We start from the raw sequence: 24,835 nt of genomic DNA on the forward strand, positions 1-24,835 counted from the left end.
TCCGTCGAGGAGCCCGCCCGTATGACCACCGTGCCCGCCCCCGTCCCGGCCGGAAGCCGCCCCCCGACCGCCCCCCTGACCGTCGAGTTCCCCTTCACCCGGTCCCTCGGCCCGGTCCAGAGCGCCTTCCTCACCGGGCTGCGCGAACGCGTCGTCCTCGGGGTGCGCACCACGGGCGGCGGGGTCCTCGTCCCGCCCGTCGAGTACGACCCCGCCACCGCCGCGGAACTCCGCGACCTGGTCGAGGTCGGCACCACCGGGACCGTCACCACCTGGGCGTGGAACCCGGACCCGCGCCCGAACCAGCCGCTCACCACACCGTTCGCCTGGGTCCTCGTCCGGCTCGACGGCGCCGACACGGCCCTGCTGCACGTCCTCGACGCGCCGGGACCCGAAGCCGTACGGACCGGGGCGCGGGTCCGGATCCGCTGGGCCGGACGACGGACCGGCGCCATCACCGACATTGCCTGCTTCGAACTCGCGGACCGCACGGACCCAGCGGAGCCCGCCCGAGGCGCACCCCACCCCCACGACGGCGTGTTCGACGACCCCGTCACCGGCATCGTCACCCCTGCCCGGCTCGACTACACCCACACCCCCGGCCGCGCCCAGACCCGCCATCTCGAAGCCCTCGCCGGCCACCGGATCACCGGTGAGCGCTGCCCCTCCTGCCGTAAGGTCTACGTCCCGCCCCGCGGCGCCTGCCCCACCTGCGGGGTCGCCACCACCGACCAGGTCGACGTCGGCCCCCGCGGCACCGTCACCACCTTCTGCGTCGTCAACATCAAGGCCCGCAACCTCGATATCGAGGTGCCCTACGTCTACGCCCATATCGCCCTCGACGGCGCCGACCTGGCCCTCCACGGACGGATCGCCGGCATCCCCTACGACGAGGTCCGGATGGGACTGCGGGTCGAACCCATCTGGACCGGCGACGCCCGCCATCCCGACCACTACCGCCCCACGGGGGAACCCGACGCCGCCTACGACACCTACAAGGAGCTGCTGTGACACCGCCACCCGGCACCGTCCCCGTCGCGGTCGTCGCCTTCGCACAGACCGTCCACCGGCGGCGCGCCGACGACGTCTCCGAGGTCGAGATGCTGATGCCGGTCCTGCACCGGGTCCTGGACGCGACCGGTCTGCGCACCGCCGACATCGGCTTCACCTGCTCCGGCTCCTGCGACTACCTCGCGGGCCGCGCCTTCTCCTTCACCATGGCCCTCGACGGCGTCGGCGCCTGGCCCCCGATCTCCGAGTCCCATGTCGAGACCGACGGCGCCTGGGCGTTCTACGAGGCCTGGGTACGGCTCCTCACCGGCGAGACCGACACCGCCCTCGTCTACGCCCACGGAAAGTCGTCCCCCGGATCGCTGCGGGACGTCCTCACCCGCCAGCTCGACCCCTACTACACCGCCCCCCTGTGGCCCGACTCGGTGTCCCTGGCCGCACTCCAGGCCCGCGCCCTGATCGACGCCGGACACACCACGGAACCCGCGCTGGCGGCGATCGCCGCCCGCAGCCGCGCCGACGCCGCCCACCACCCGGCCGCCCAGCTCCGCGGCGCCGTCCCGCACGGCGAACCCGTCGTCCACCCGCTGCGCACCGGCGACTGCCCGCCCGTCGGCGACGGCGCCGCCGCCGTGATCCTCGCCGCCGGGGACCGGGCCCGGGACCTGTGCGCCAGGCCCGCCTACATCACCGGCGCCGACCACCGGACCGAGGCCCACTCGCTCGGCGTCCGCGATCTCACCGACTCGCCGTCGACCCGGCTCGCCGCAAAGGGCGCCGGGGCCTTCGGCCGCCCCCTCGACCTCGCCGAACTCCACGCCCCCTTCACCTCCCAGGAGGTGGTGCTGCGCCGGGCCCTCGACCTCGACGGGAGCGTGAGGGTCAATCCGTCCGGCGGAGCGCTCGCCGCCAACCCGATGATGGCCGCCGGACTGATCCGGATCGGCGAGGCCGCCGCCGCGATCCACCGCGGCGAGGCCGACCGCGCCCTCGCCCACGCCACCTCGGGCCCCTGCCTCCAGCAGAACCTGGTCACCGTCCTGGAAGGGGACCCCCGGTGATGCCGACCCCCCGTGTGTCCAAAGAGCCCGTCGCCGTCGTCGGCGTCGGCCAGACCGCGCACACCGCCGCCCGCCGCGATGTCTCCATCGCCGGACTCGTCCGCGAAGCGGCCCTGCGCGCCCTCGCCGACGCCGAACTGGACTGGGCGGACGTCGACGCCGTCGTCATCGGCAAGGCCCCCGACTTCTTCGAGGGCGTCATGATGCCGGAGCTGTATCTCGCCGACGCCCTCGGCGCGGTCGGCAAACCGCTGCTCAGGGTCCACACCGCGGGCTCCGTCGGCGGCTCAACGGCGCTGGTCGCCGCCCAGCTCGTCGCCGCCCGCGTCCACACCACCGTCCTCACCGTCGCGTTCGAGAAGCAGTCCGAGTCCAACGCCATGTGGGGCCTCTCGCTGCCCGTCCCCTTCCAGCAGCCGCTGCTCGCCGGGGCCGGCGGCTTCTTCGCCCCCCATGTCCGCGCCTACATCCGGCGCAGCGGCGCCCCCGCCGGCACCGGCGCCCTCGTCGCCTACAAGGACCGCCGCAACGCTCTGAGAAACCCGTACGCCCATCTCCACGAGCCCGGCATCACCCTGGAGAAGGTCCTGTCGTCCCCGATGCTCTGGGACCCGGTCCGCTACTCCGAGACCTGTCCCTCGTCCGACGGCGCCTGCGCCATGGTGCTCACCGGCCGGGCGGGCGCCGCCCGCTCCCCGCGCCCGCCCGCCTGGATGCACGGCGGCGCGATGCGCAGTGAGCCCACCCTCTTCGCGGGCAAGGACTTCGTCTCCCCGCGGGCCGGCCGGGAGTGCGCGGCCGAGGTCTACCGGCAGGCCGGGATCGCCGACCCGCGCGGTGAGATCGACGCCGCCGAGCTGTACGTCCCGTTCTCCTGGTACGAGCCGATGTGGCTGGAGAACCTCGGCTTCGCCGCCGAGGGCGAGGGCTGGAAACTCACCGAGTCCGGCGCCACCGCAATCGACGGCGATCTCCCGGTCAACCCCTCGGGCGGAGTGCTCTCCACCAACCCCATCGGCGCCTCCGGCATGATCCGCTTCGCCGAGGCGGCCCAGCAGGTGCGGGGCGAGGCCGGTGAGCACCAGATCGACGGGGCCCGCAGGGCCCTCGGCCACGCCTACGGAGGAGGGTCCCAGTTCTTCGCGATGTGGCTGGTCGGCGCCGAACCCCCCACCACCTGAAGGCGCCCGCCCGGAGTCCGGTCACCGCGTCCGGCCACGTACCATGGCGGTATGTCCTTCCTCCGCCGCCGCAGCCCCGCCACACCCGCGGGCCCGGACTTCGACGTCCTGGCCATGGACCCGGGTGACTGGCCCGGAAATCTCGGCGCGGGGCTGCTGCCCGCGCCCGACGGCACCTGCCAGGGCGTCTTCCTCCGGTACGACCTGTTCGGCGGCCGGGGCCCCGCCATGATCATCGGCAATCTTCCGGAGGGCTCCCCGGCCCGGGACCTCGAGGAGGGCCAGATCCCCTTCGAGGTCGCCCAGCTGCTGCTGGCCCTGGAGAACGACGAGCCCGTCGAGGTCACAGGCTCGGAGGACGTCCCCGTGATGCAGGGCGACAATCTGCTGATCGTACGGCGGCTGAAGCTCTCCGAGAGCCGGATCTCCTGCGTCCAGTTCGACCGCAGCGACCATGTCCTGGTGACCATCGCCAGCTGGGACCGCCCCATCACGGACGATCTGTACGCGCTGCTCAAGCCGCTGCCCGCGGAGCTGTTCCAGCAGGGCTGAGTCCGCGGAGCGCCGCGCGGCCCCGGCGGGCCGCCCGGCGCTTTCCCATATCCGTCCCGGTTCCCGGTTCCGGTCAGCGGGCCAGGAGGGTCGCCAGTCGGGCCGCGGACGTCCCCAGCCCGGACGGCTGCCCGAGCCGGGCCGTCCCCGCCCCCGACCGGACGTCGTCGGGGCCGTAGCGCCGTACCGTCCGGTGCCAGTGGAGGACGCCCGTCAGCCAGTCCTCCAGCTCGCCGACATAGGCCGAGAGGGCCGCGCGCTCCGCCGCCCGGAGTCCGAAGTCGGCGCAGATCAGGGGCAGTTCATGCGCCTTGATATGCAGGAACTGCCGCAGCCTGCCCCGCATCAGATCGGCCACGATCCCCACCGCCGACGGATAGTCGCAGCCGAAGAAGGTCTCCACGACCAGCACCGCGTTGTGCAGATCGCCCTCGACCTCGATCTCCTTCTGGTACGAGAACAGGTCGTTGACCAGACAGGCGTAGCTCGCGGCGGCGCTCTCCAGGGCGGCCACCGGGCCGCTGCGCAGCACCGCTTCCGGCACTCCCCGCTCGTGCCGCAGCCGGCTGAGCAGCATTGTCAGATCGGAGCCGAAGGTGGCGCGCCGCATCTCCAGATAGTCCACCGGATCGGGCACCCGGTGCTGTGCCGTGTTCCCCAGCTCCCAGATCCAGCTGTCCAGCATCGCCCCGATCGCGGTCCGCAGTTCGGTCCTGGCCCCGGGCGTCATCGGCCCGGCGGTCCGTACCCACAGATCCGCCAGCGCGCGTTCCAGCGGGCTCACCGCGAACGCGGGGGCGGCGGCCGGGTCGTCCAGCGGCAGGCAGCCCATCAGCCGTTCGTTCGTCAGCCGGGCGCCCGCCACGTCGCGGGGGCGGCCGAAGACGATGGGGTAGTAGTCGTCCGCGTAGGTGCCCCAGGTCAGCCAGAGGGCGCTGAGTTCCAGCTCCTCGGGGGTGGCGTCCGGGTCGATCCCCGCAGAGCAGAGCGCGAGGTCGAATCCGCGCAGCATGGGACCGTCCCAGATGTCCCCGAGCAGCCCCATCCGCTCCGTCCAGGCGATCGACGCCTCCCGGGCCCGCGCGTGGTGCGGGCTCAGTCGCAGCGGGAACGGCAGATCGAACTCGGGCAGCAGCGACGGGCCGGTCCGCCGGTGCGGGGTGTGCGACAGGGCCCGCCGCCGGGCGGCTGCGGGCCGGCCGAAGAGCGTGCGCACATCGAGCGCGGAGCTGCCGAGCGCGCCGCCGAAGAGCGAGTTGCCGAAGGGGCCGCCGCGGGTCCCGGCGTGCTCGTTCATATAGCGGCTGGAGCGCAGATGCCACTCGTGGCCGCCGGACTGCCAGTCCTGGAGCCCCTTGACGTACAGGGCGATCGCCGCGCACTGGTCCGGGGGCAGCCCCCGCTCCAGACAGAGCGCCGGGACCTCCGTCAGCGCGGTGTTCTCGAACTGCTGGAGCCGGGAGGTCAGCAGATCGTTGACCGACTCCGCCGCCTCCTGCGTCGTACAGCCGAGGAAGGTCTCGAGCACCAGGACCCCATTGCTCAGCTCGCCCTCGTCCTCGACCTCCCGCTGGTAGGAGAAGAGGTCGTTGCGGAGGTGGACGGCGTCCGCGAAAGTCTCGGTGAGCACCCGCAGCGGGCGGGCGCGGGCCACGGACGCGGGCAGCTCCGCCCCCGCCGCGAACTCCACCAGCTGGGCCGACCAGGGCGCGCCGCCCACCTTGCGGCGCATCTCGATGTACTCGACCGGATTGGCGACCCGGCCCTCGTCGATATTGGCCAGCTCCCAGTCGGACTCGTTCAGCAGATTGCGGGTGGACTCGGTGAATCTGGCCCGCCAGCCGCGGCCCATGGCGGGCACGGTACGCCGCCACAGATCGGCCAGCCCTGCCTCCACCGGATCGACCGGCTCCGGCACCTTTGCCGCGGGATCCACCGGCATGAACGCGGCCAGCCGGTCGAGATGCGCCTTGCCGCCCCGGCGGTCCCGGGTCCGCTTGAAGACCTCCAGGAAGTGGTCGTCGAAGAAGAAGACCCAGACGTACCAGTCGGTGACCAGGGCGAGGGTCTCCGCGTCGCAGTCGGGGTGGGTGTAGGCGCAGAGCCCCGCGTAGTCGTGGGCCTCCAGATCCCGCTCCTCCCAGATGCCCGAACCCTCCAGCATCCCCATCTCCCGGGCCCATGCCCGGGTATGCGTCCGTGCCGTCTCGACGTGCGGGTTGAGCCGCGCCGGATACGGCAGGTAGAAATCGGGCAGGACGAAGGGCTGAGCCATGCGTGCCGGGCCTCTCGGATCGGGGCGGAACGTTCTTGCGGCCCATGTCTGCCCGTCCCCCGGACGGAGCACACTCCCCTTCAACGAGTCATACCGTCGTACGGATTCACCTGTGGGGCGCATGCCATTCGCCTCGCGCCCCCCGGGGTGACGGACACCCCGCCCCACCAGCCCTGACGGACCGCACGCCCCGGAGCGCGCGTCCCGCACCCCGGCCGCCCCGAGCTGTGTACCCCCGGCGGAACGGCGGCTCGAACACCGGTGCGCCCGCCCCGGGGTGGACGCCCGGCCCCGATCCGCGCCGTCCCACCGGTCCGGGCCGCCGACCGGCGGCGGGACCCCGGGAATGGTCATGGGACGGACGTTCGACGCTCCGTGTACGATCTGCCGGGTTGTCCGTACACCAACACCCGGCACCGGTGCCGGGACCGGCAGTGGGGGGAGCAGATGCAGAGGGTCGGAGTCCCGCACGACATCGCCGAACTCCTCACCGACGCCGCCCGCGAACGCGGCTGGGCGGGCCCCGCCCACCACGCCGTCGGCGGACGCCGGCGCAACGGCTCCTGGCTCCAGGCGGCCGCCATCGGCTCCATCGCCCTCCTGGTCGGCACCGTCACGACCTGGGGACTGGCGCGCGCGTGGGGCGACACCGACCACGCGGGCTGGATCGTCCTGGGACTCGGCTTCGGCTACCTCATCACCCTCATCGTCGGACTCGTCGCCGTCGCCCACCGGCCGGGCCCCGAACGCCCCGCGATCTGGTTCCAGTTGTACGAGGACGGCCTCGCGCACTACCGCCAGGGCGCCCACCGGCCCACCGTCCTCGCCTGGGACGAGATCGACCGGGCCGTCCACCACATCACCCGGGTGGAGGACTCCGCCGGCCGCGAGATCCGCCGCGTCCACTCCCTCAGCGTCACCCCCCTGCCGGACCCCGCCCACCGCGACCGCTGCGACCACCGGGAAACGATCGCCCTGCCGCCCGGCTTCCCCGACGCCGAAGTGCTCGCCCGGTACGTCACCGGCCGCACCCGCTGACCCACCGGACCCATCGGGCGGTCCCGGACATGCGGCGGGCCCGGTGCCGAGGCACCGGGCCCATCGCAGGGGTCGCACCGCGACCCGGGGGGACGTCCGCGCACGCCCCCGGAAGGATACTCAGCGGGTACCGACCGCCGCCCGTACCGCCCTGCGGGCCATCGCGCAGTCGTCGTGCAGCCGCCGCAGCAGCAGCCGCTGCTCCTCACCGGCCGAAAGGCCACCGGGCCCGCCGCCCGTCGCACCGCTCACCGACGGCGCCTCCCGCATCGTCCGCTGCACCGCCGTCTCGTAGGTACGGATCTCCTGGGTCAGTACCAGCATCAGATTGACCAGGAACGCGTCCCGCGCCGCGGGTCCCTTGCGCCCCGCGAGCTGGCTGATCCGCCGCCGCTCGCCCGGCGCGTCACCGAGGACCGCCCACAGCGTCGCCAGGTCGTACCCCGGCAGATACCAGCCCGCGTGCTCCCAGTCGACCAGGACGGGACCGGCCGGCGAGAGCAGGATGTTCGACAGCAGCGCGTCGCCGTGGCAGAACTCGGCGACCGTGCCGCGCCCGCCGGTCGACCACGGACCGCGCAGCAGCTTCTGAAGATCCCCCAGATCGCGATCGGTGAAGAACCCCAGCTCGTGGTAGCGGGTGATCCGGGACGCGTAGTCCAGCGGGGCCTCGAACAGACCGGCGGGCGGCCGCCAGTCGTTGAGCCGGGTGATCGCGGCCACCGCCGACCGCACATCGGGCCGCGGCGGTGCCTCCGCCGGATGCCTGCTCAGCGCCGCCGCCCTGCCCGGCATCCGCTCGATCACCAGGGTGCAGTTCTCCGGGTCCGCGGCCACCAGCCGCGGTACCCGGACATCCTGGGGACGGTGCCGGACGAAGGTGCGGTACGTCGCTATTTCGTGCCGGAACCTTTCCGTCCACGCCGGCGAGTGGTCCAGCAGACACTTGGCCACGGCCGTGGTGCGCCCGGTCGTCCCGACGATCAGCACGGAACGCCCGCTGCGCCGCAGCACCTGCACCGGATGGAACTCCGGGCAGATCCGGTGCACCGAGGCGACCGCCATCCTCAGCTGCGCGCCCTGGGGGCCGGACAGATCGATTCTGCCGCTCAGCGGCTGGCCCACCGCCGGCGCGGGCCGCCGCAACCGGCCCGCGGCGGGCTTGGGATCGAGATACGGTCCGGCGCCGGCCGGCACGCCGGGGCGCAGTGGCCGGATCGGGACGGACACGGAGGACGATGCTGTGTACATGGGGGGAGCAGATCCCTTCGTGTGCCGACGGATTGCCTGCGCCGATCCGGCCCGAGGGCCCCGCACCCGGGGGGAGTGCGGCCTACGGCGGGGCCGGGGTGGCGCGTTCCTACGTCACACCAGCGCACGGGTGGCACACCATGTGGCGGACCCTGGCGAACCCTGGCGAATAGTCGCCACCCCCCTGGCGGAGGACTACTGTCGACTCAGCCGAGAATCTGGGGGCTTACGTGACCGGCGGACCCAACACCCGTCTGAGCGACCTGTTCGGCATGGCCGGCTGGTCCAAGGGTGAACTCGCGAGACTCGTGAACCGGCAGGCGGCGGCCATGGGCCATCCGCAGCTGGCGACCGACACCTCACGGGTACGGCGGTGGATCGACATGGGGGAGACCCCCCGCGATCCCGTGCCGAGGGTGCTGGCCGCCCTCTTCACCGAGCGGCTCGGCCGTGTCGTGACCACCGAGGACCTGGGCTTCGTCCGGAACGGGAGAGCGGGCAGGGGCAAGGGCACACGGGCCGTGGAGCACGCGGCGAACCCCGACGGCCTTCCCTGGGCGCCCGACCGGACGGCGTCGGTCCTCACCGAATTCACGGGAATGGACCTCATGCTCAACCGACGCGGGCTGGTGGGCGCGGGCGCTGCGCTCGCCGCGGGCTCCGCACTCACCGGCGCCATGTACGACGTGCTGCACAGTGAACCCGCACTCGTGACCGACTCCTCCTTCACCACGACCGCCGCGTTCGCCGACCCCGCCGGGTACGACCGCTACGAGGCCGCGCCCATCGGATCGCAGGAGATCGCGGCCCTGGAACGGTCCGTCGAGGTCTTCCGGGCCTGGGACGCCTCCCGCGGCGGCGGACTCCAGCGCAAGGCCGTCGTCGGCCAGCTCAACGAGGTGGGCGGGATCCTCGCCTACCGCCATCCCGGCCATATCCAGCAGCGGCTCTGGGGCGTGGCCGCCAATCTCGCCGTACTCGCCGGATGGATGTCGCACGACGTCGGTCTGGAACCCACCGCCCAGAAGTACTTCGTCATCGCCGCGCATGCCGCGCGCGAGGGCGGCGACCGGCCCCGGGCCGGTGAGGCGCTCTCCAGGGCCGCCCGCCAGATGATCCATCTGGGCCGTCCCGACGAGGCCCTCGATCTGATGAAGCTGGCCCAGTCCGGGTCGGGGGTGGAGACCCTGCCGAGGACCCGGGCGATGTTCTGCACCATCGAGGCATGGGCCCAGGCGGCGATGGGCGAGGGGTCTGCCATGCGGCGCAAGCTCGGCGAGGCGGAGCAGCTCTTCGTCTCCGACCGGAGCGATGTGCCGCCACCGTGCTGGATGCAGATGTTCGACGAGGCGGATCTGCACGGGATGGAGGCGCTGGCCTACCGTACGCTCGCCGAACACGAGCCGTCGGCCGCCACCGTCGCGCAGGGCCATGCCCGCAAGGCGCTGGAGCTGCGGGAGGGCGGCCGGCAGCGGTCGAAGATCTTCGACTACATCTCGATGGCCTCGTCCTGCTTCATCTCCGACGACCCGGAGGAGGCCGACCGCTACGCCCGGCTCGCCCTGGTGTCTATGGGGGAGACCTCGTCGCACCGGACATGGGACCGGCTGCGGGAGATGTACCGGCTGACCGGGCGGTACTCGGACCACGCCACGGTCGGCGCCCTGCGGGAGGAGCTGGAGCGGGCGCTGCCGTACAGCCCGTCGAAACGGGCCCGGCTCAGCACGACCTGATACCCCGTCATCCGGCTGCCCCGTCGCCCCGTCGCCCGGTCGTGCGGGAAGTCCTACTCGCCGATCCTGGCCACCATCACACAGGCGTCGTCCGTGCGTCCGGCGCCGCCGAACGCCTCGGCGACCAGCCGTACGCCGTCCTGGGCGTCGCGGGCCCCGGCTAACACCGGTGCCAGACCCAGCAGCCGGGCGGTACCGGACGGTTCGTCGGCCGCGGCGGTACGGGTCAGTCCGTCGGTGTGCAGTACCAGCAGGTCCCCGGGGCGGAGCTGGACCTCGTTCTGCTCGTACTCCGGGGCCGAGGTGGCCCCCAGCAGGACGCCGTCCGGCGGGGGCAGGGTCCGTCCCGTCCCGTCGCGGAAGAGCAGCGGGGCGGGATGGCCCGCCTGCGCCCAGGTGAGGGTGTGCCGGGCCGGGTCGATCTGGCAGCAGACGGCGCTGCCGAGGGTGGGCTGGACGGAGGTCTCCAGCAGATGGTTCAGATGGCCCATCACCGCCCCGGGGGCGACGCCCGCCACCGCCATCCCGCGCAGCGCGCCGAGGAGCATCGCCATCGACGAGGTGGCGGCCACCCCGTGCCCGGTCAGGTCGCCCACGCTCAGGACGAAGGCGCCGGTCGGCAGCTCCAGCGCGTCGTACCAGTCGCCGCCGATCAGATCGGAGTTGCCGGAGGGGAAGTAGCGGGCCGCGACGTCGAGTTCGGCCGGTCCGCCGATGGGGAAGGTGAGGGAGCCGCGCCAGGGCGGGAGGACCGCCTCCTGCAACTCGACCGCCATCCGGCGTTCGGCCAGTTCGGCGTGCCGCCGCCGCCGCAGGGTCTCACCGCTCTCCCGTACCGCGAGCTCGCTCCGGCGCAGGGCGCTGACGTCCCGGAACACCGCCCACATCGAGGCCGTGGAGCCGTCGGGGCCGAGGACCGGCTCGCCCATCATATGGACCGTACGCACCTGCCGGTCGGGCCGTACGACGCGGAACTCCCCGTCGATGGGGCGTCCGTCGACCAGGCACCCCGTCACCAGGGTCGTCAGCAGCGCCTGGTCGTCCGGGTGGACCACGGACGGCAGCTCGTCGAGGGTCATGGCGTCACCGCCGGCGGGCCGGCCGAGGATGCCGTACAGCTCGTCGGACCAGCTGACCGCGTCGGTGAGCAGATTCCACTCGGCGCTGCCGACCCGGCTCAGCAGGGATCCCGAGCCCTGCGCGTGATCCGCCTCGTACGCGGCGAGTTCGGGCGCGTCGTACCGCGGCTGCGGCTCCTGCGGGCCGGCCGGCGCCATCCGCTCGACCTGCCGGACTTGCTCGACCTGTTCGAAGGGATCGGGGTACGGGAGGCGGACGGGCGGGCTGGTGAGGGCGCGGTCGCCCTCGCCGCCGGGTGCCTCGTCGGACAGGCCCCGGCGCAACTGCCCCAGCTGGGCGCCGAGATCATCGAGCTGATGGACCGCCAGATCGCACAGGGCCCGCCGCCAGCGGTCCTGCGGATGATCCTCGTCCGTCACGGTGTCACGGCGGACCCGGTCCACCGCCCCCCTCAGCCGGCGGGTCCGGCTGATCAGCGCGTCGACGGCGACGGAACCCGTGCCGGATCCGTCCTCCGGAAGGTCGCCGGGGCGGTCCTCGAACACGTGGGACGGCATGTCGTACTCCGATGCAGGCGTGGCCTCGGGCCGGTCTGGGTCACGGTCGGAACAAGGGTCGTTACGACTGTTGCACAGGGAGCGAGAGCTCGTAAGGCATTTGGCAACACTCGACCAGCCGATGCTGTTGGCATATGCCAAAGCGGGGCGCGCCGGGTGCCTCCCGGGGTGATCAGCACCCTGTGTACCCTGCCGGGCGCGCCGTGCGGAAGGGGCTCCGGAGGAAGACACCCGTGCGATCGACGGGTCCCGCAAAGGCTTTCGGTCTCCGGGCGGATGTCCGTCCCCGTCTCCCGCATACGGTGTCCCGATCGGTGCGCGCGGGGGCCGCGCCCGTCCCCTCCCCGGGCGCGGCCCCCGCACGCGGCGGGGGATCAGCCGACCGCGGCCGCCCAGCGCTCCCGGCCCAGGAACGCCAGCAGGGCCCGCTTCTCCGGCTTCTGGATCTCGGGGCCCGCCTCGAAGCCCGCGGCGAGCATCCTGGCGATGGCCTTCTCGTTGCGGGCGTCCGGCTCGACGACGACCCGCAGGGCCGCCGGGTCCGCGAAGACGAACTCCATCAGGGCCGTCATCAGCCCGGTCGTGAAGCCGCGTTCCCCGGTGGGGGTCCCGTCGGGTGCCGGGCCGATCAGGATGTGGACGCCCACATCGCCCGGGAGGACGTCGTAGCACTCGCCGACCGGGTCGGCGGCCGGCTCGTACGTCTGGAAGAGCGCGACCGGGGTGCCGTCCCGTTCGACGAGGAAGGCGTGATGGGTGGGGAGGGAGTCCACATACGCGTAGATCTCCCGCACCTTCTCGCGGGTGTGGTCGAGCATGCCCCAGAACCGGGCGCGCTCAGCGGTGACCCATCCGTGCACGACGTCGAGGTCGGCGGCCGGGTCCAGCGGTACGACGCGTACCGTCCCGAAGCCGTCGACCTTCTGCTCGTGGACGGCCTCGCGCACGGCGGGGCAAGCCGTTCTCGCGGGGGGCGCGGCGGCGGGGGATTCGGGGGATTCAGTGGACATCGGTCGGGTTCTCCTCGGTGAGTTTGTTCCAGTCGGTGACCACGGGCGCGAGCCCTCCCGTCAGCCACAGGGGCAGTTGGTCGCGGTGGTGGGGGTCGCCGGGGACGCCCGAGGCGCCCAGCGGCACGATCCAGCGGCTGTTGTCGCGGCGGGCCAGATCCCAGACATAGCGGGCGGCGGGGCCGCGCCAGCTCAGATCCGTGACGCCGGGGACGCTCGTGGTGGCGAGGACGCAGTCGTGGTCGCCCGACAGACCGGGCCAGCCGCCCTCGGGCGCCTCGTCGTGCTTCCCGCCCGGCAGCGCCTGCCAGGGCGCGAGCCGGTGCCGGTCGCCCCATACGGGCTCCTGCCGCGCGGTGCCCGCCCGTGCCGTCGCGACCTCCTCCAGGGCGCCGCGGACCGCCGCCGTCACATCCCCGGGCGGCAGGAACGCCGAGCCGAGCAGCTTCTCCAGGGCGAAGCCGACCCGGGGCACGAACGCGGTCCACGGGAGCAGTTCATCGGGCCAGTCGCCGTTCCCGACGGCCTTCGCGAGCCCCGCGAAGAAGGGGTGCGCGGCGAGCCGCCGGACCACGGCGGACCGGACCTCGGTGTAGAGGGCGGCGTCGGTGCTGTTGGCGTCCATCCGCCGGTCCCACTCCAGCAGCCGGGCGCGGGCCGCGGTCGCGGCGGGGCCGAGCCCGTCGAGCCGGTCCAGCGCCGCGAGCAGGGGGCGGGCCGAGTCGAGCCGGGTGTCCATGTGCACGCAGGACATGCCGTCGGCGGTCCACAGCCGCCGCGTCCCGAGCAGCTCCCGGATCCGCTCGGCCCGGTGGGGGGCGGCGAACTCCACGCCCAGGGGCTCCGCGATCCCCCGTTCGTTCGCCATCACGGCGACCGCCCCCACGGCCGCCGCCGGCAGGGTCCGCCAGCCCCGCCAGACGTACGCGGCCTCCCACGCGGGCACGGTCCGCAGCAGGTTCTCCCGGGGCCGCCGGGGCACCCGGCCCGCGACCCGGTGCAGCAGCCCGCCCTCGGTATCGGCAGCCAGCACCACGTTCACCGGCTCCGCCCATCCGTCGAGCGCCCGGTCGACGTCGCCGGTGGTACGCGCCCGCAGCAGCGCGGGCAGCGCGGCGAAGCCGAGATCCGACGTGACCCGCGACGGGGTCCGCAGAGCGAGCACCTCCGTGTCGCCGCGCCCGCCCACGACGACCGGGCCGCGATCGGTCTCCAGCACCTCGACGACCTCCGGCGCGCCCCCGGCGACCTCCACGGTCTCGGTGTGGACGCGCACCGGCCGCCAGCCCTCGGGCCCGAGGGCCTCCAGTCCGCCGCCGGGCGTGTCGCGCAGCCGCTCCCGGTACAGGTCCTGGTAGTCGGCCATGGCGTTGGTGATGGCCCAGGCGACGGACCCGGCGTGGCCGAAGTGCGCGATGCCGGGGACCCCCGGCATCGCGAGCCCCACCACGTCGAACTCGTCGCAGGCCAGCCGGATCTGCTGATAGACCCCCGGGTCCTCGACCGGCCGGTGCGGATCCCCGGCGATCAGCGGGGCGCCGTGCGCGGTACCGCCCGCCCCGACGAGCCAGCCGTTGCTCCCCGACCCGTCGGCGCCCTCGGCGGAGAACAGCTCCACGGCCGCGTCACCGAGGGCGCGGGCCACCTCCTCGCGCCAGATCTTGGTGGGGAAGCCGGCGAAGAGGACATGCGTCCCGAGCCAGATCCCGAGCGGTACCCACGGCTCCCACGGCCGCGGCTCCAGACCGACCTCGGCGAACTGGGGCGCGCGCCGGGCCCCTTCGGCCATGCCCGCGTTCACCCCGGCCACGTAGTGACGGACCCACGCGGCGGTCGCGTCGTCCAGCGCTTCGTAGCAGCGCCGCGCCGTGTCGTCGAGACGGGCCTGCCGCGCGAACCGGTCCCAGCCGGCGGCGGACGCGCCCAGGAAGGACGCGGATGTGCCCTGGAAGCGGTTCCGCTCCACCTCGATCTGCCACGCCCGGTCGACCGCGGCGTTCCACCCCTGCGCGTGCGCCAGCCCGTCGGCACCCTCCGCCCGCAGATGCGGAATCCCCCAGTCGTCCCGGTAGACCTTGAAGTTCACCTGTCCCGCCCCTCGATGACCACGACCCACCTCGTTTAGGTTAGGCTGACCTAAGTTACTGCACGAGCGTTCGGATGAACAAACACGAACGAAGCGGAAGGAGTCGGGCGTGGGGCATGGCTGGGAGGGTGTGGTCCTCAAGCTGATGCGGGGGAAGGACTTCCGGTTCACCGTGACCGGGACCGAGGCGGTCGGCGACCGTTTCCACCGCGTCCACTTCACCGACGGCGACATGCTCGCGCAGACCGGTGTCCATCCCACGATGTGGGTCCGCGTCTGGTTCGACAACGCGGGCAAACCCCATCAGCGCGCCTACACCCTGGTCGACCCCGACCCGGAGAAGGGCACCTTCAGCATGGAGTTCGCCCTCCACGAGGGGCCCGCCTGCGACTGGGCGCGCGCCGCCCGGGACGGCGACACGATCGACGCCACCCTCCAGGGCACCGGGTTCACGGTCCCCGACCCGGCCCCCGGGCGGATCGTCGCCGTCGGCGACCCCGCGTCCCTCCCGGCGCTCAACTCCCTCATCGAGGCCCTGCCCGGTGTGCCCGCGACCGTCTTCTTCGAGACCGGCCACGAGTCCGACGCGCGACTGCCGTTCCGGCTCGACCCCGGCCTCCACGAACTGCGCACGGTGCCCCGCGAGGACCGCGGCGCCCGGCTGGTCGCCGAGGTGAAGGCCGCCCTGCCCGCCCTGATCGGCGACCCCACGACCGCGTACGTCTGGATCGCCTGCGACACGGCCACCACCCGTACCCTCGGCTCGTACGTCCGCAAGGAACTCGCCCTCCCCAAGGACCGTGTCAACGCGCTCGGTTACTGGCGCGCGACGGCCTGACGCCGACCGGCGGCGGGGCGGCCGGGCCGATCACCGGAGGATCGCCGTGCCCCCGCCGCCCCGGCCCGTGCTCGCCACCGTGGTCCTCGACTGCGCCGACGCCGCCCGGCTCGCCGAGTTCTACCGGCGGCTCCTCGGCTGGGAGGTGCGGGCCGCCGAACCCGACTGGATCCTCCTCCAGCCGCTGGGCGGCGCCGGGGTCCGGCTCGCCCTCCAGGGGGAGCGGGGGTACGAACCCCCGGTCTGGCCCGAGGAGCCGGGCGCGCAGCAGAAGATGCTCCATCTCGACTTCCACGTCGACGACCTCGACGCGTCGGCCGCGTACGCCCTCACCCTCGGCGCCCGCGAGGCGGCCGGCCGGCCGCAGGACGACGTCCGGGTGCTGTTCGACCCCGCTGGTCACCCTTTCTGTCTTTTTCTGCACACCTGACCCGCGTGTCATACTCACGCCATGAGCTCACCCGTCACGGCAGCGGTCCCGGCGCCCCGCGCCGACGGCATCCGTGTCCGGCGGGCGACCGGCGCCGACGCGGCCCGGCTCACCAGGATGGTCCGCCGTTCCCGTGCCTACGACGGCCACTACGCCTCGATGGTCACCCGGCTCACCGTCGGGCCCGTCTACATCGAGACCCACCGGGTCCATGTCGCCGCCGACACCGACGACCGCCCCCTCGGCTTCTACGCCCTGCTGCTCGACGCCGCGGAACTGGACCTGATGTTCGTCGCCGACCGCGCCCAGGGCCTGGGTATCGGCCGGCTGCTGATCGCCCATATGACCGCCGAGGCCCGCGGCTTCGGCCTCGACTCCGTCCGGGTCGTCTCGCACCCGCCCGCCGAGGGCTTCTACCGCGCGATGGGCGCGGAACCCACCGGCACGATCCCCGCGGACCCGCCTGCGGTCGCCTGGCCCCGCCCCGAACTTTACTTCCGGCTCCCCCCGACCCCCTGAAGATCCAGTGACGCAGGGCACCCCGGGTGTCCTGACCGTCCCGGGTCCGGTCACCCCGGGCATCCAGGGGCGCGAGGAACTGCGCGATCAACCACCCGCGACGGTCGGCTTCGGGACGGCCGAACGCCCGGGGTGCCCGGCCGTCCGAGGTGCGGGCACCCCGGGCATCCAGCGGCGCGGGCAACCGCGATCAACCACCCGCGGCCGTCGGCCGCCCGGCGCTCCCCGAACGCGCGGCACCCCGCCCGGCTCAGACCACCGCGCCCGACGGATCGCGGTCACGTGCCCGTGCCCGGTCCGGGCGGTGGGCCCGGTCGCGGCGGCGGGAGGTCAGGATCACCGCCAGCGGCATCGCCGTGAACACCGTAGACGCCACTCCCGCCACCACCCCCGCGAGCAGCGCCACCGAGAAGTCGGTCAGCGAGTCACCGCCCAGGACCGCCAGCGCCATCAGGACGAACAGCGCGCCCATCCCCGTATTGACGGTCCGCGGCAAGGTCTGCGCCACCGCCAGGTCCGCGAGATCGGGCCAGGCCGCGCGCGGCGCCGACCGCCGCAGTTCCCGCAGCCGGTCGAGGACGACGACCGAGTCGTTGACGGAGTAGCCGACCACCGTCAGCAGCGCCGCCAGGAAGATGCTGTCCACCGGTTTGCCGAGCCAGGCGAACAACCCCACCACCAGCAGGACGTCCTGCGCCATCGCGGCCACCGCCGCCACCGCGAAGGTCCACCGGAACCGCAGCGCCAGATATCCGAGCTGGGCGGCGATCGCGACGCCCAGCGCGATCAGCGCCTGCGTCCGCAGCTCGGACCCCATACTCGGCCCGATCCGCTCGTCCCGCTCCACCCGCGCACCGCCCGCCGTCTCGCCCAGCGCCTCCCGGATCCGGGTCTGTTCCGCGTCGGTCAGCTCACCGGTCCTTACGGTGATGCCGCCCTCGCCGGACTCCTGCACCACCGCCCGCGGGAACCCGGCCTCCGCGACCGCCCGCCGCGCGGTGTCCGCGTCGACGACGCGCCCGGTGACGTACTCCGTCTGACGTCCGCCGGTGAACTCCACCCCGAAGTCGAGTCCGCGTATCCCGATCCCGGCGACCGCCGCCAGCAGCAGCCCGCCGCACAGCCCGAGCCACAGCTTCCGCCGCCGCATCAGCCGGGGCGGCCGCTTCTCCAGCCGGGTGCGCAGCCGGCCCTTCGCCGCGATCCCCGTCAGCCCCGGCCGCCGCCGGATCCACGAGCGGTTCAGCGTCCACTCGGCGAACAGCCTGGTGATGACCATCGCCGACACCAGGGACGCCAGGACGCCGATGGCCAGCGTCACCCCGAAGCCCTTCACCGGACCGGTGGCGAAGGCGAACAGCAGCCCCGCCGCCAGCAGGGTGGTGATGTGCGAGTCGGCGACGGCGCTCCACGCCTTGTCGAAGCCGATACGGAGCGGGCGCCGGGGATCCACCGGCGACCGGCCCGGACGCGGGAACTCCTCCCGGGCCCGTTCGAAGACGAGGACATTGGCGTCGACGGCGATCCCGATCGCCAGCACGAACCCGGCGAGCCCCGGCAGCGTCAGCGTCGCGCCCAGCGCCACCACGGCGGCGTACGAGATCAGCCCGTACAGCGCCAGCGCCGCCGTGGCCAGCAGCCCCAGCAGCCGGTACACGACGATGATGAACGTCCCCGTGCACACCAGCCCGATGACCGCCGCCCAGAAGCTGGCCCGGATCGCGTCCGCGCCCAGGGTCGGGCCCACGGTGCTCTGGTGCACGATGGAGACCGGTACGGGCAGCGCGCCGCCCTTCACCAGCGCGGCCAGCTCCCGTGCCTCGTCCCCGTTGAAACCGCCCGTGATCTGCGCCGAACCCCCGGTGATGCCCGCGCCGCAGGACACCGTCCGCTCCATCCCGGGTGCCGAGACGATCCGGTCGTCGAGCACGATCGCGACCCGCCGGGCCGGATCGCCCGGCGGGGCGCACGCCGCCTCACCGGTGATCCGCGCCCAGTCCTTCCCGGCGTCGCCCCGGAAGGCGAGATCGACGGTCCAGCCGCGGCCCGACGCGCTGTCGAGCACGGCCTCGGCGTCCTTCACCCCGTTCCCGGTCAGCGCGGGCGGCGCCAGGGCCAGGAAACTGCCGGGCGCGTCCGGGTCGGGCAGGACCCGGGACCCGTCCCCGGCGGGCGCGCCCGCCGGTCCTGCCGCCGCGCCCGTCACGGGGTGGAAGGTCAGCTGCGCGGTCCGGCCGATCGCGGCCGCCGCCTCCCGGGGGTCGCGTACCCCCGGCAGTTCGACGGCGATCCGCCGGTCGCCGGAGCGGGCGAGCGACGCCTCGGCGACCCCGAGCGCGTCGACCCGCTGCCGCAGCACCTCCAGCGTCCGGTCGGTGGCGGCGGCGTCCGCCTTCACGGTGGGGGAGTCCCGGGTCTCCAGGACGATCCGGGTACCGCCGCGCAGATCGAGCCCCAGACGGGGCGCGCTGCTCACGGCGACGAGGAGGGAGACGGCGACGACGGCGAAGGCCGCGATCGCCCGCCACAGCGTGCCACGGGACGTGCTGTGGTTTTTCACGGCCTTACGGGTGTGACGAGTCTTACGGGGCCCGCCCGCTGAACGGCGGGTGGGCGAGGGACCGGATGACATGAACGCTCCACGGCTCGTACGCGGCCGCCGGGCGCCCGCGAACAGGAGAAGAGGGCCGGTCCGGGGCCGCCGCCACCACGAAGGGGGCAGGGCGCGCCAGGTACCGGAAGGCGCACGTCCGGCGGTCGGCCCGTCCCGTCACCCGATCACGGGTACGGAAGGGGGCGCGCGGACGCGGCGTACGACGGCGTTCCGCCGGACGGGCGGATCGCCGGAATCCCGGGCCGTCTCGTGTCGTGAAGGCGCGCTGCCGCCCGAAGGGCGGACGGCGTTACGTCGACGAAACGGCCTGGTCGCCGTGGAGGGAAGGGGGAGCGCGGGTACGAGGGGAGTCACCGGCCGGGCACGGCGGCGCGCGCTCCTGCCGGGGGCCGGCGCACTCGCGGCCCGCCGGCGGCAGGATGCCCGCGTGGAGCACGGGCCCCGTGGCGGCGAACGGCGGCCCCGCCGGGCGCTCACCGGTGTCCGCGGCCACCACGGACACGGCCGCGGTCATCGCCGTACGACGGGGGTCGGGGCGGGCCGCGGAATGGCGCTGCGGTCCCTCGTAACGGACGGGGGAGGCCGGGGTGGCCGCCACGCCCGTCGCGACGGGGGCGCCGGAGACCGGTGCCCCGCCGGTGAAGACGGCCATCAGGGCCCAGACCCCGAGCAGCACCGCCGACAGGAGGGCGGGAAGCGTCGCGCGTAGGTGCCGCCGCACTCCGACCCCCTCCCGGTCGTGGACCGTATACCGGGGACAGCCTAGCCCGGATCCCGCGGCCCAACGGCCCGCGGAGCGCCCGGAGCCGGGACCGCCCGTCCGGGCGGGATCCAGGGACGGGACACCCGGCCGTACGGAGACGAGGCCGGGCCGGTGGCCCCCCGCCGACAGGGGGCCACCGGCCCGAGCCGTTCGGTGGCGCCGGTTACCGGAACCGGCGGAGCGGTCGGGCGGGGACGGGACAGACGCCCCCGCCCGGCCGGGCCACGGCGGCGGAAGCGACGAGCGCCGTCACGGTCACCGGACCCGTGGCCACGGCCTCGGCCGCCTGTGCCGGGAGGTGCCGCTGTGGGGGGACGGACACTCGGGTCTGCACTGCTTCCTCCGGGTGGGAAATCCGGGCCCGTTGGGGGGCGGGCCCTCGGTGAACGCCGACGACAGGGACCCCGGGGACTCATCCGAGGTCATGCTCCTGTCAAGCGGCGCTTAGGAATCCTGACGTCCGTGCCGCCGTCGGAGCAAGAACCTCTTTTGGCCGGGCCCGGCGTCCGGCGCGCCCGCCCCGCACGGGGCCGGGGTGAACCGCTCCGGGGTGCGCCCGGGGTGCCCGCGGGTCGGAGCGGCGAGGCCCCCGGCGCCCCGGGCGGCGCTGATCGTCCGTTCAGCGCCGCCCGCCCCCGAGGCGCGGCCCGAGGTCGCGGGGCCTGTTCGAGCGGCGGCGGCCGACCGGCCGCGTACAGCCCCTGGGAATCGAACGGAATGAGGCGCGCGATCAATTGACGGCCTTTCATATTCCGCAGGGTCATTTCATAAAGGCCACTTGCCGGGCGCCGCGCCCGGATGCGTGATGCCGACCGTCTGACCTGGTCTTCCCCTGAGGGGCGATACGTCTCCGGTGGGCCCGGTGGCCCGTGACGCCGCCCGGCGGCGGCGTGAAGCCAGGCGATATGGCGCTTATGTGCGATGTAAGGAGCTGGCTGAAAAGTGCTGCCGTGCTCGCCCCTGGAGCGACACGGGGCACGGCCGGCCCCGGCGGGTCCGGCCCGGCCCCCGGGACGGCCATCAGCGGCGGCACGGCCGTCAGCGGCCCATCACCGGTGTGACGAAAAGACATTGCTGCGCGATGGGACCGTCGGATAACGTCACCGGCGTGACTACCGGGTCGGCCTCGCGCCACGATCACAAAGGCAGCCCGGCCTCCGAGTGAGGCCGGGGCGGGCACGAGCCCCGCCGCATCTCTTCTTCCTCGTATATCCCCACCGCCCCCGCGACGGGCGCCGATCGGTCCTGTCCCGATCCGTGCGAACCGCCGGGGCGTCCTGTACGCATCACACGGAAGAAGAGCATGCCCGACGATTTCCACCAGAACGTCATCAAAGAGTTCCGCGCCAACCGGGGCAAGGTCGGCGGCCCCTTCGAAGGAGCCCGGCTCCTGCTGCTGACCACCACCGGCGCCCGCAGCGGCGCCCGGCACACCACCCCGGTCGGCTATCTGCCCGACGACGACGGCCGAGTGCTGGTCATCGCCTCCGCCGCGGGCGCCCCCCGGCACCCCGCCTGGTACCACAACCTCGTCGCCCATCCGAGGGTCACCGTGGAGAACGGGACCTTCACCTACGACGCGGAGGCCGTCGTCCTGCGCGGCGACGAACGCGAGCGGGCCTTCGCCCGTGCCGTGGAGAGCGACGACGGCTGGGCCGAGTACCAGGCCCGCACCACGCGCGTGATCCCCGTCGTCTCCCTCCTCGCCATCGAGGACGGCCCGCCCAATGTCTCGGGCGAGACCACCTTCGGCGGTGTCCTCACCCGTATCCACGACGGTCTGCGGCGCGAGATCGCCCTGATCCGCGCCGAGGTCGAGGCCTCCGGCGCGAGCCTCGGCGCCCAGCTCAGGATCAACTGCCTGGCCCTCTGCGCCGGGCTGCGGAACCATCACACCGGCGAGGACCAGGGGATGTTCCCCATGATCGCCCAGCAGTACCCGGAGACGGCGCCGGTCATGGCACGGCTGGCCGAGGAGCACAAGAAGATCGACGCGCTGCTGGCGGAGCTCCGGCGTACCGTCTCCGAACCCGCCGCCGACGCCCGCGCCACCCTCGCCGACGTCGACCGGCTCGCCGCCGAGCTGGAGGCCCATCTGGCGTACGAGGAGGCGCAGCTGATCCCCCTCTTCGACCGGTAGGGCCGGAATCCGGGCCGTACGGTACGCCCCCCGGCTCCGGGGCCGCGCACCGTACGGCGCCGGACCGGCGTGCCGAGGGACGATCAGCCGGCGGCCCGGACCTTCGACCGCCCGGGCCCGGGACCCGTATCGAAATCCACTGGTCATGAAGCTGTCCGCCGGTTTACGATCCGCCGCCATGCCGACAAACGAACAGATCATCAGCCAGGCCCTGAGCCGTATCGAGACCGGATACGTCTTTCCCGGGAGAACCGCGGACATCGACGCCGGAATCCGGCGCCGTCTGGCGGAAGGCGCCTACGACAACCTGGACGGGCCGTCCCTCTGCGAGACGGTGACCGCGCACCTCCAGGAGGTCTGTCCGGACAAGCATCTGCGACTGCTCTGGACGGACCGGCCGCACTCGCTGGCTCCGGCGGACGCGGATGAGGGACGGGCCGCGTTCATCGAGTTGCTCAGGGCGGAGAACCAAGGGATCCGCCGGGTCGAGCGGCTGGACGGGAACATCGGGCTCATCGACATCCGCCGTATCGCGTACGCGGACGAGGGCGCCGACGCGATCGGCGCCGCCATGCGGCTGGTCGCGCACAGCTCCGCGCTCATCGTGGACCTGCGCGAATGCCGTGGCGGAGCACCGGAGGGCGCCGCGATGTGGTGCAGCTACTTCTTCCACGACGACCAGGTGCACCTCAACGACATCCACGACCGGACCACGGGCACCACCCGCCAGTTCTGGACGACCGCGCACCTTCCCGCGCCGCGCTACACGGACCGCCCGGTCTACGCACTCACCAGTTCGATCACCTTCTCCGGCGGCGAGGACGTGGCGTACACCCTCCGGGCACACGGCCGGGCCGTCCTCGTCGGCGAGACGACACGCGGCGGCGCGCACCCCACCGCCCGACACCCGATCACCGAACACATCCTCGTGACCGTGCCGACCGCCCGAACCGTCAGCAGCGTCACCGGCACCAACTGGGAAGGCATCGGAGTGGTCCCCGACATCCACGTCCCGGCGGACCAGGCACTCGACACGGCGATCAAGGCCGCCCTGGAGCATCTGGGGGCGTAGCCGTACCGGAAGCCCGAGGCCCGGGTCGCACGAGGCCGGGGGAGCACCGCGAGGCCCTCGGGGAAGAGGCGTTCAGCGTGTCGCGTACGTTTCCAGTGCCTCCTGGACCGGCGCCACCCCGTCCTCCCCGGCCAGTGCGGCCGCCAGCGCCCCGGCGCGGATCCGCAGACCCTCGTCGCCCGTGGCCCGCCGCAGCGCCGCCGTGAGCGCGGGCACCGACAACCGCCGCAGCGGTACGGCGGCCGGCGCGACGCCGAGCGCCGTCAGCCGGCCCGCCCAGAACGACTGGTCGAACTGGACGGGCACGGGCACGGCGGGCACCCCCGCCCGCAGTCCGGCCGCCGTCGTCCCCGCCCCGCAGGCGTGGACGACGGCCGCCATGTGCGGGAACAGCGTGTGATGCGGCAGCTCGCCGATGGTCAGGAGGTCGTCGCCGTCGGCTCGCAGCCCCGCCCAGCCGGACTGGATCACGCCGCGCAGAACCGCCGCCCGCAGTGCGCGTACCACGATCGCGCTCACCCGCGCGGGATCGGGTGTCGTCGCGCTCCCCAGCCCCACGAAGACCGGCGGGGGCCCCGCCGCCAGGAAGGCGGTCAGCTCGGCGGGCAGGGCGGACGCGGGAGGATCGTACGGCCACCAATAGCCCGCGACCCGCAGCCCGGGCCGCCAGTCGGCGGGCCGCGGCACGATCCGCTCACTGAAGCCGTGCAGGACCGGCCAGTTCCCGTGCTCCCTGGCCCGCCGGGCGGCCCGCGACCCGCTGACGGGCAGCCCCATCCGGGCCCTTACATCCCGTACCGCGTCCGTGAACACCGCGTCCACGGCCGCGTTCACCGCCCGCGCCGTCAGCCGGTTCACCGGCCGTCCCCAGGAGCCCGTCCCGGTCATCGGCGGGGCGAACTCCCCGGTGACGGCGTGCGGCTGGAGATAGACCCCGAGGCTCGGCAGCCGCAGACCCTCCGCGATCGCCACCCCCAGCGGGGCGACCGCCGCCGACAGCAGCAGGACGTCGCTCTCCTCGGCCGCCGCCACCAGACCGTCGGTCAGATCCCCGGCCACCGAACGCGCCAGCGCCACCATCCGGACCAGCTTCCCGACGCCGGTACCGCTGCGGTGCAGCCCCCGCCCCGCCGGCGAGTCCAGCTCGGCCCGGGGATCCACGGGCAGTCCGCGGAAGCCGATGCCCGCGGCCTCGGCGAGCGGCGCGAAACGCTCGTGCGTCACCAGGGTCACCTGGTGCCCGGCCCGGGCCAGTCCGTGCCCCAGCCCTGTATAGGGGGCCACATCGCCTCGGGATCCCGCCGTCATGAGCGCCACACGCATGATCGCAGTATGCCGTTGGCCGATCCGCCACGAGGACCGGCACGGCAGGATCCGGCCGACCTCCGGGCCCGGTGCGACGGTCCGTACGGCACCCCGGCACACGCCTGGCGATCCTTGCCGGGACCCGGTCGACGGCGATCCGGCCCCCCGGCCGGACCGCCCCGTTCCGCTGAACGGCGCCGCAACCGTACCGGCGCGGGGGACGCACCCCGTACCACGGTGGACGCCTTCAGGCCACCACGCCGGAGGCGCCCCCCCGGCGACGGGCCGACCGGGGCAGCGGCGTCAACGACCGGGGCGA

At 73.7% G+C, this 24,835-nt stretch carries 19 protein-coding genes; 11 read left to right on the top strand and 8 right to left on the bottom strand.

Annotated elements, in window-relative coordinates; genetic code table 11:
• Positions 1 to 21 precede the first annotated feature (21 nt).
• Genes ACFXG1_RS05590 through ACFXG1_RS05605 form a run of 4 tightly spaced genes read left to right on the top strand, consistent with a single transcriptional unit; the run spans position 22 to position 3,805 of the window.
• A complete protein-coding gene (locus ACFXG1_RS05590; RefSeq protein ID WP_384723959.1) occupies positions 22 to 1,011 on the top strand; it encodes an OB-fold domain-containing protein in 990 nt (329 codons plus the stop codon).
• On the top strand, positions 1,008 to 2,072 hold the full coding sequence (locus tag ACFXG1_RS05595) for a thiolase domain-containing protein (protein ID WP_384741264.1): 1,065 nt from the start codon (positions 1,008 to 1,010) through the stop codon (positions 2,070 to 2,072). Before ACFXG1_RS05590 ends, ACFXG1_RS05595 begins: the two co-directional genes overlap by 4 nt.
• Positions 2,072 to 3,253 carry a thiolase domain-containing protein gene (locus ACFXG1_RS05600; protein ID WP_384715581.1) on the top strand — a complete coding sequence of 394 codons (1,182 nt, stop codon included), beginning with the start codon at positions 2,072 to 2,074 and terminating at the stop codon, positions 3,251 to 3,253. The genes ACFXG1_RS05595 and ACFXG1_RS05600 overlap by 1 nt, the downstream gene beginning before the upstream one ends.
• A gap of 51 nt (positions 3,254 to 3,304) precedes the next feature.
• Positions 3,305 to 3,805 carry a hypothetical protein gene (locus tag ACFXG1_RS05605; protein ID WP_384715578.1) on the top strand — a complete coding sequence of 167 codons (501 nt, stop codon included), beginning with the start codon at positions 3,305 to 3,307 and terminating at the stop codon, positions 3,803 to 3,805.
• A gap of 73 nt (positions 3,806 to 3,878) precedes the next feature.
• On the opposite strand, the gene ACFXG1_RS05610 is transcribed toward ACFXG1_RS05605, so the two are convergent.
• Positions 3,879 to 6,080 (bottom strand): germacradienol/geosmin synthase, encoded by a 2,202-nt coding sequence (locus ACFXG1_RS05610; RefSeq protein ID WP_384715575.1) that lies wholly within the window; start codon positions 6,078 to 6,080, stop codon positions 3,879 to 3,881.
• A 447-nt stretch (positions 6,081 to 6,527) separates the two neighbouring features.
• Between ACFXG1_RS05610 and ACFXG1_RS05615 the strand changes: the two genes are divergently transcribed.
• The gene (locus ACFXG1_RS05615) at positions 6,528 to 7,118 is read left to right on the top strand and encodes a hypothetical protein (protein ID WP_384715572.1); all 591 of its coding nucleotides are present in this window, start codon (positions 6,528 to 6,530) and stop codon (positions 7,116 to 7,118) included.
• A gap of 120 nt (positions 7,119 to 7,238) precedes the next feature.
• On the opposite strand, the gene ACFXG1_RS05620 is transcribed toward ACFXG1_RS05615, so the two are convergent.
• Complete coding sequence (locus tag ACFXG1_RS05620; protein WP_384715569.1) at positions 7,239 to 8,369, bottom strand: aminoglycoside phosphotransferase family protein; 1,131 nt, start codon at positions 8,367 to 8,369, stop codon at positions 7,239 to 7,241.
• Positions 8,370 to 8,599: 230 nt separating this feature from the next.
• Between ACFXG1_RS05620 and ACFXG1_RS05625 the strand changes: the two genes are divergently transcribed.
• On the top strand, positions 8,600 to 10,102 hold the full coding sequence (locus tag ACFXG1_RS05625) for a hypothetical protein (protein ID WP_384741270.1): 1,503 nt from the start codon (positions 8,600 to 8,602) through the stop codon (positions 10,100 to 10,102).
• A 53-nt stretch (positions 10,103 to 10,155) separates the two neighbouring features.
• Here the strand turns inward: ACFXG1_RS05625 and ACFXG1_RS05630 are convergent, their stop codons facing one another.
• The 3 genes from ACFXG1_RS05630 to ACFXG1_RS05640 form a co-directional block, all read right to left on the bottom strand.
• Complete coding sequence (locus ACFXG1_RS05630; RefSeq protein ID WP_384722250.1) at positions 10,156 to 11,739, bottom strand: PP2C family protein-serine/threonine phosphatase; 1,584 nt, start codon at positions 11,737 to 11,739, stop codon at positions 10,156 to 10,158.
• A gap of 374 nt (positions 11,740 to 12,113) precedes the next feature.
• Positions 12,114 to 12,749 carry a GNAT family N-acetyltransferase gene (locus ACFXG1_RS05635; protein ID WP_384723000.1) on the bottom strand — a complete coding sequence of 212 codons (636 nt, stop codon included), beginning with the start codon at positions 12,747 to 12,749 and terminating at the stop codon, positions 12,114 to 12,116.
• Positions 12,739 to 14,835, bottom strand: coding sequence for a penicillin acylase family protein (locus tag ACFXG1_RS05640; RefSeq protein ID WP_384741274.1), 2,097 nt, complete (start codon positions 14,833 to 14,835; stop codon positions 12,739 to 12,741). The genes ACFXG1_RS05635 and ACFXG1_RS05640 overlap by 11 nt, the downstream gene beginning before the upstream one ends.
• Before the next feature lie 109 nt (positions 14,836 to 14,944).
• Between ACFXG1_RS05640 and ACFXG1_RS05645 the strand changes: the two genes are divergently transcribed.
• The 3 genes from ACFXG1_RS05645 to ACFXG1_RS05655 are packed head-to-tail and all read left to right on the top strand — an operon-like array spanning position 14,945 to position 16,622.
• Positions 14,945 to 15,673 carry a siderophore-interacting protein gene (locus ACFXG1_RS05645; protein ID WP_384722577.1) on the top strand — a complete coding sequence of 243 codons (729 nt, stop codon included), beginning with the start codon at positions 14,945 to 14,947 and terminating at the stop codon, positions 15,671 to 15,673.
• A gap of 46 nt (positions 15,674 to 15,719) precedes the next feature.
• Positions 15,720 to 16,103: a VOC family protein gene (locus ACFXG1_RS05650; RefSeq protein WP_384722580.1), complete on the top strand. Its 384-nt coding sequence runs from the start codon at positions 15,720 to 15,722 to the stop codon at positions 16,101 to 16,103.
• Between the two features lie 21 nt (positions 16,104 to 16,124).
• Entirely contained in the window at positions 16,125 to 16,622 is a 498-nt protein-coding gene (locus ACFXG1_RS05655; RefSeq protein WP_384722583.1) for a GNAT family N-acetyltransferase, read from the top strand.
• 250 nt (positions 16,623 to 16,872) lie between these two features.
• On the opposite strand, the gene secD is transcribed toward ACFXG1_RS05655, so the two are convergent.
• Positions 16,873 to 19,254: a protein translocase subunit SecD gene (gene secD / locus ACFXG1_RS05660; RefSeq protein ID WP_384741277.1), complete on the bottom strand. Its 2,382-nt coding sequence runs from the start codon at positions 19,252 to 19,254 to the stop codon at positions 16,873 to 16,875.
• 271 nt (positions 19,255 to 19,525) lie between these two features.
• Positions 19,526 to 19,957: a hypothetical protein gene (locus ACFXG1_RS05665; RefSeq protein ID WP_384723876.1), complete on the bottom strand. Its 432-nt coding sequence runs from the start codon at positions 19,955 to 19,957 to the stop codon at positions 19,526 to 19,528.
• A gap of 1,345 nt (positions 19,958 to 21,302) precedes the next feature.
• Here ACFXG1_RS05665 and ACFXG1_RS05670 point away from each other — a divergent pair.
• Positions 21,303 to 22,139, top strand: coding sequence for a nitroreductase/quinone reductase family protein (locus ACFXG1_RS05670; RefSeq protein WP_384741280.1), 837 nt, complete (start codon positions 21,303 to 21,305; stop codon positions 22,137 to 22,139).
• A 178-nt stretch (positions 22,140 to 22,317) separates the two neighbouring features.
• A complete protein-coding gene (locus ACFXG1_RS05675; protein ID WP_384723953.1) occupies positions 22,318 to 23,211 on the top strand; it encodes a S41 family peptidase in 894 nt (297 codons plus the stop codon).
• A gap of 72 nt (positions 23,212 to 23,283) precedes the next feature.
• On the opposite strand, the gene ACFXG1_RS05680 is transcribed toward ACFXG1_RS05675, so the two are convergent.
• On the bottom strand, positions 23,284 to 24,534 hold the full coding sequence (locus tag ACFXG1_RS05680) for a glycosyltransferase (RefSeq protein ID WP_384741283.1): 1,251 nt from the start codon (positions 24,532 to 24,534) through the stop codon (positions 23,284 to 23,286).
• Positions 24,535 to 24,835: the final 301 nt, after the last annotated feature.

Origin of the sequence: Streptomyces sp. NPDC059248 (assembly GCF_042753905.1) — a bacterium.
Lineage (GTDB): Bacteria > Actinomycetota > Actinomycetes > Streptomycetales > Streptomycetaceae > Streptomyces.

Coding starts and splice junctions, on each gene's coding strand:
- ACFXG1_RS05675 (WP_384723953.1), top strand. CDS start 22,318: ATGCCGACAAACGAACAGATCATCAGCCAGGCCCTGAGCCGTATCGAG.
- secD (WP_384741277.1), bottom strand. CDS start 19,254: ATGTCATCCGGTCCCTCGCCCACCCGCCGTTCAGCGGGCGGGCCCCGT.
- ACFXG1_RS05670 (WP_384741280.1), top strand. CDS start 21,303: ATGCCCGACGATTTCCACCAGAACGTCATCAAAGAGTTCCGCGCCAAC.
- ACFXG1_RS05630 (WP_384722250.1), bottom strand. CDS start 11,739: ATGCCGTCCCACGTGTTCGAGGACCGCCCCGGCGACCTTCCGGAGGAC.
- ACFXG1_RS05615 (WP_384715572.1), top strand. CDS start 6,528: ATGCAGAGGGTCGGAGTCCCGCACGACATCGCCGAACTCCTCACCGAC.
- ACFXG1_RS05605 (WP_384715578.1), top strand. CDS start 3,305: ATGTCCTTCCTCCGCCGCCGCAGCCCCGCCACACCCGCGGGCCCGGAC.
- ACFXG1_RS05680 (WP_384741283.1), bottom strand. CDS start 24,534: ATGCGTGTGGCGCTCATGACGGCGGGATCCCGAGGCGATGTGGCCCCC.
- ACFXG1_RS05635 (WP_384723000.1), bottom strand. CDS start 12,749: ATGTCCACTGAATCCCCCGAATCCCCCGCCGCCGCGCCCCCCGCGAGA.
- ACFXG1_RS05655 (WP_384722583.1), top strand. CDS start 16,125: ATGAGCTCACCCGTCACGGCAGCGGTCCCGGCGCCCCGCGCCGACGGC.
- ACFXG1_RS05610 (WP_384715575.1), bottom strand. CDS start 6,080: ATGGCTCAGCCCTTCGTCCTGCCCGATTTCTACCTGCCGTATCCGGCG.
- ACFXG1_RS05590 (WP_384723959.1), top strand. CDS start 22: ATGACCACCGTGCCCGCCCCCGTCCCGGCCGGAAGCCGCCCCCCGACC.
- ACFXG1_RS05620 (WP_384715569.1), bottom strand. CDS start 8,369: ATGTACACAGCATCGTCCTCCGTGTCCGTCCCGATCCGGCCACTGCGC.
- ACFXG1_RS05600 (WP_384715581.1), top strand. CDS start 2,072: ATGCCGACCCCCCGTGTGTCCAAAGAGCCCGTCGCCGTCGTCGGCGTC.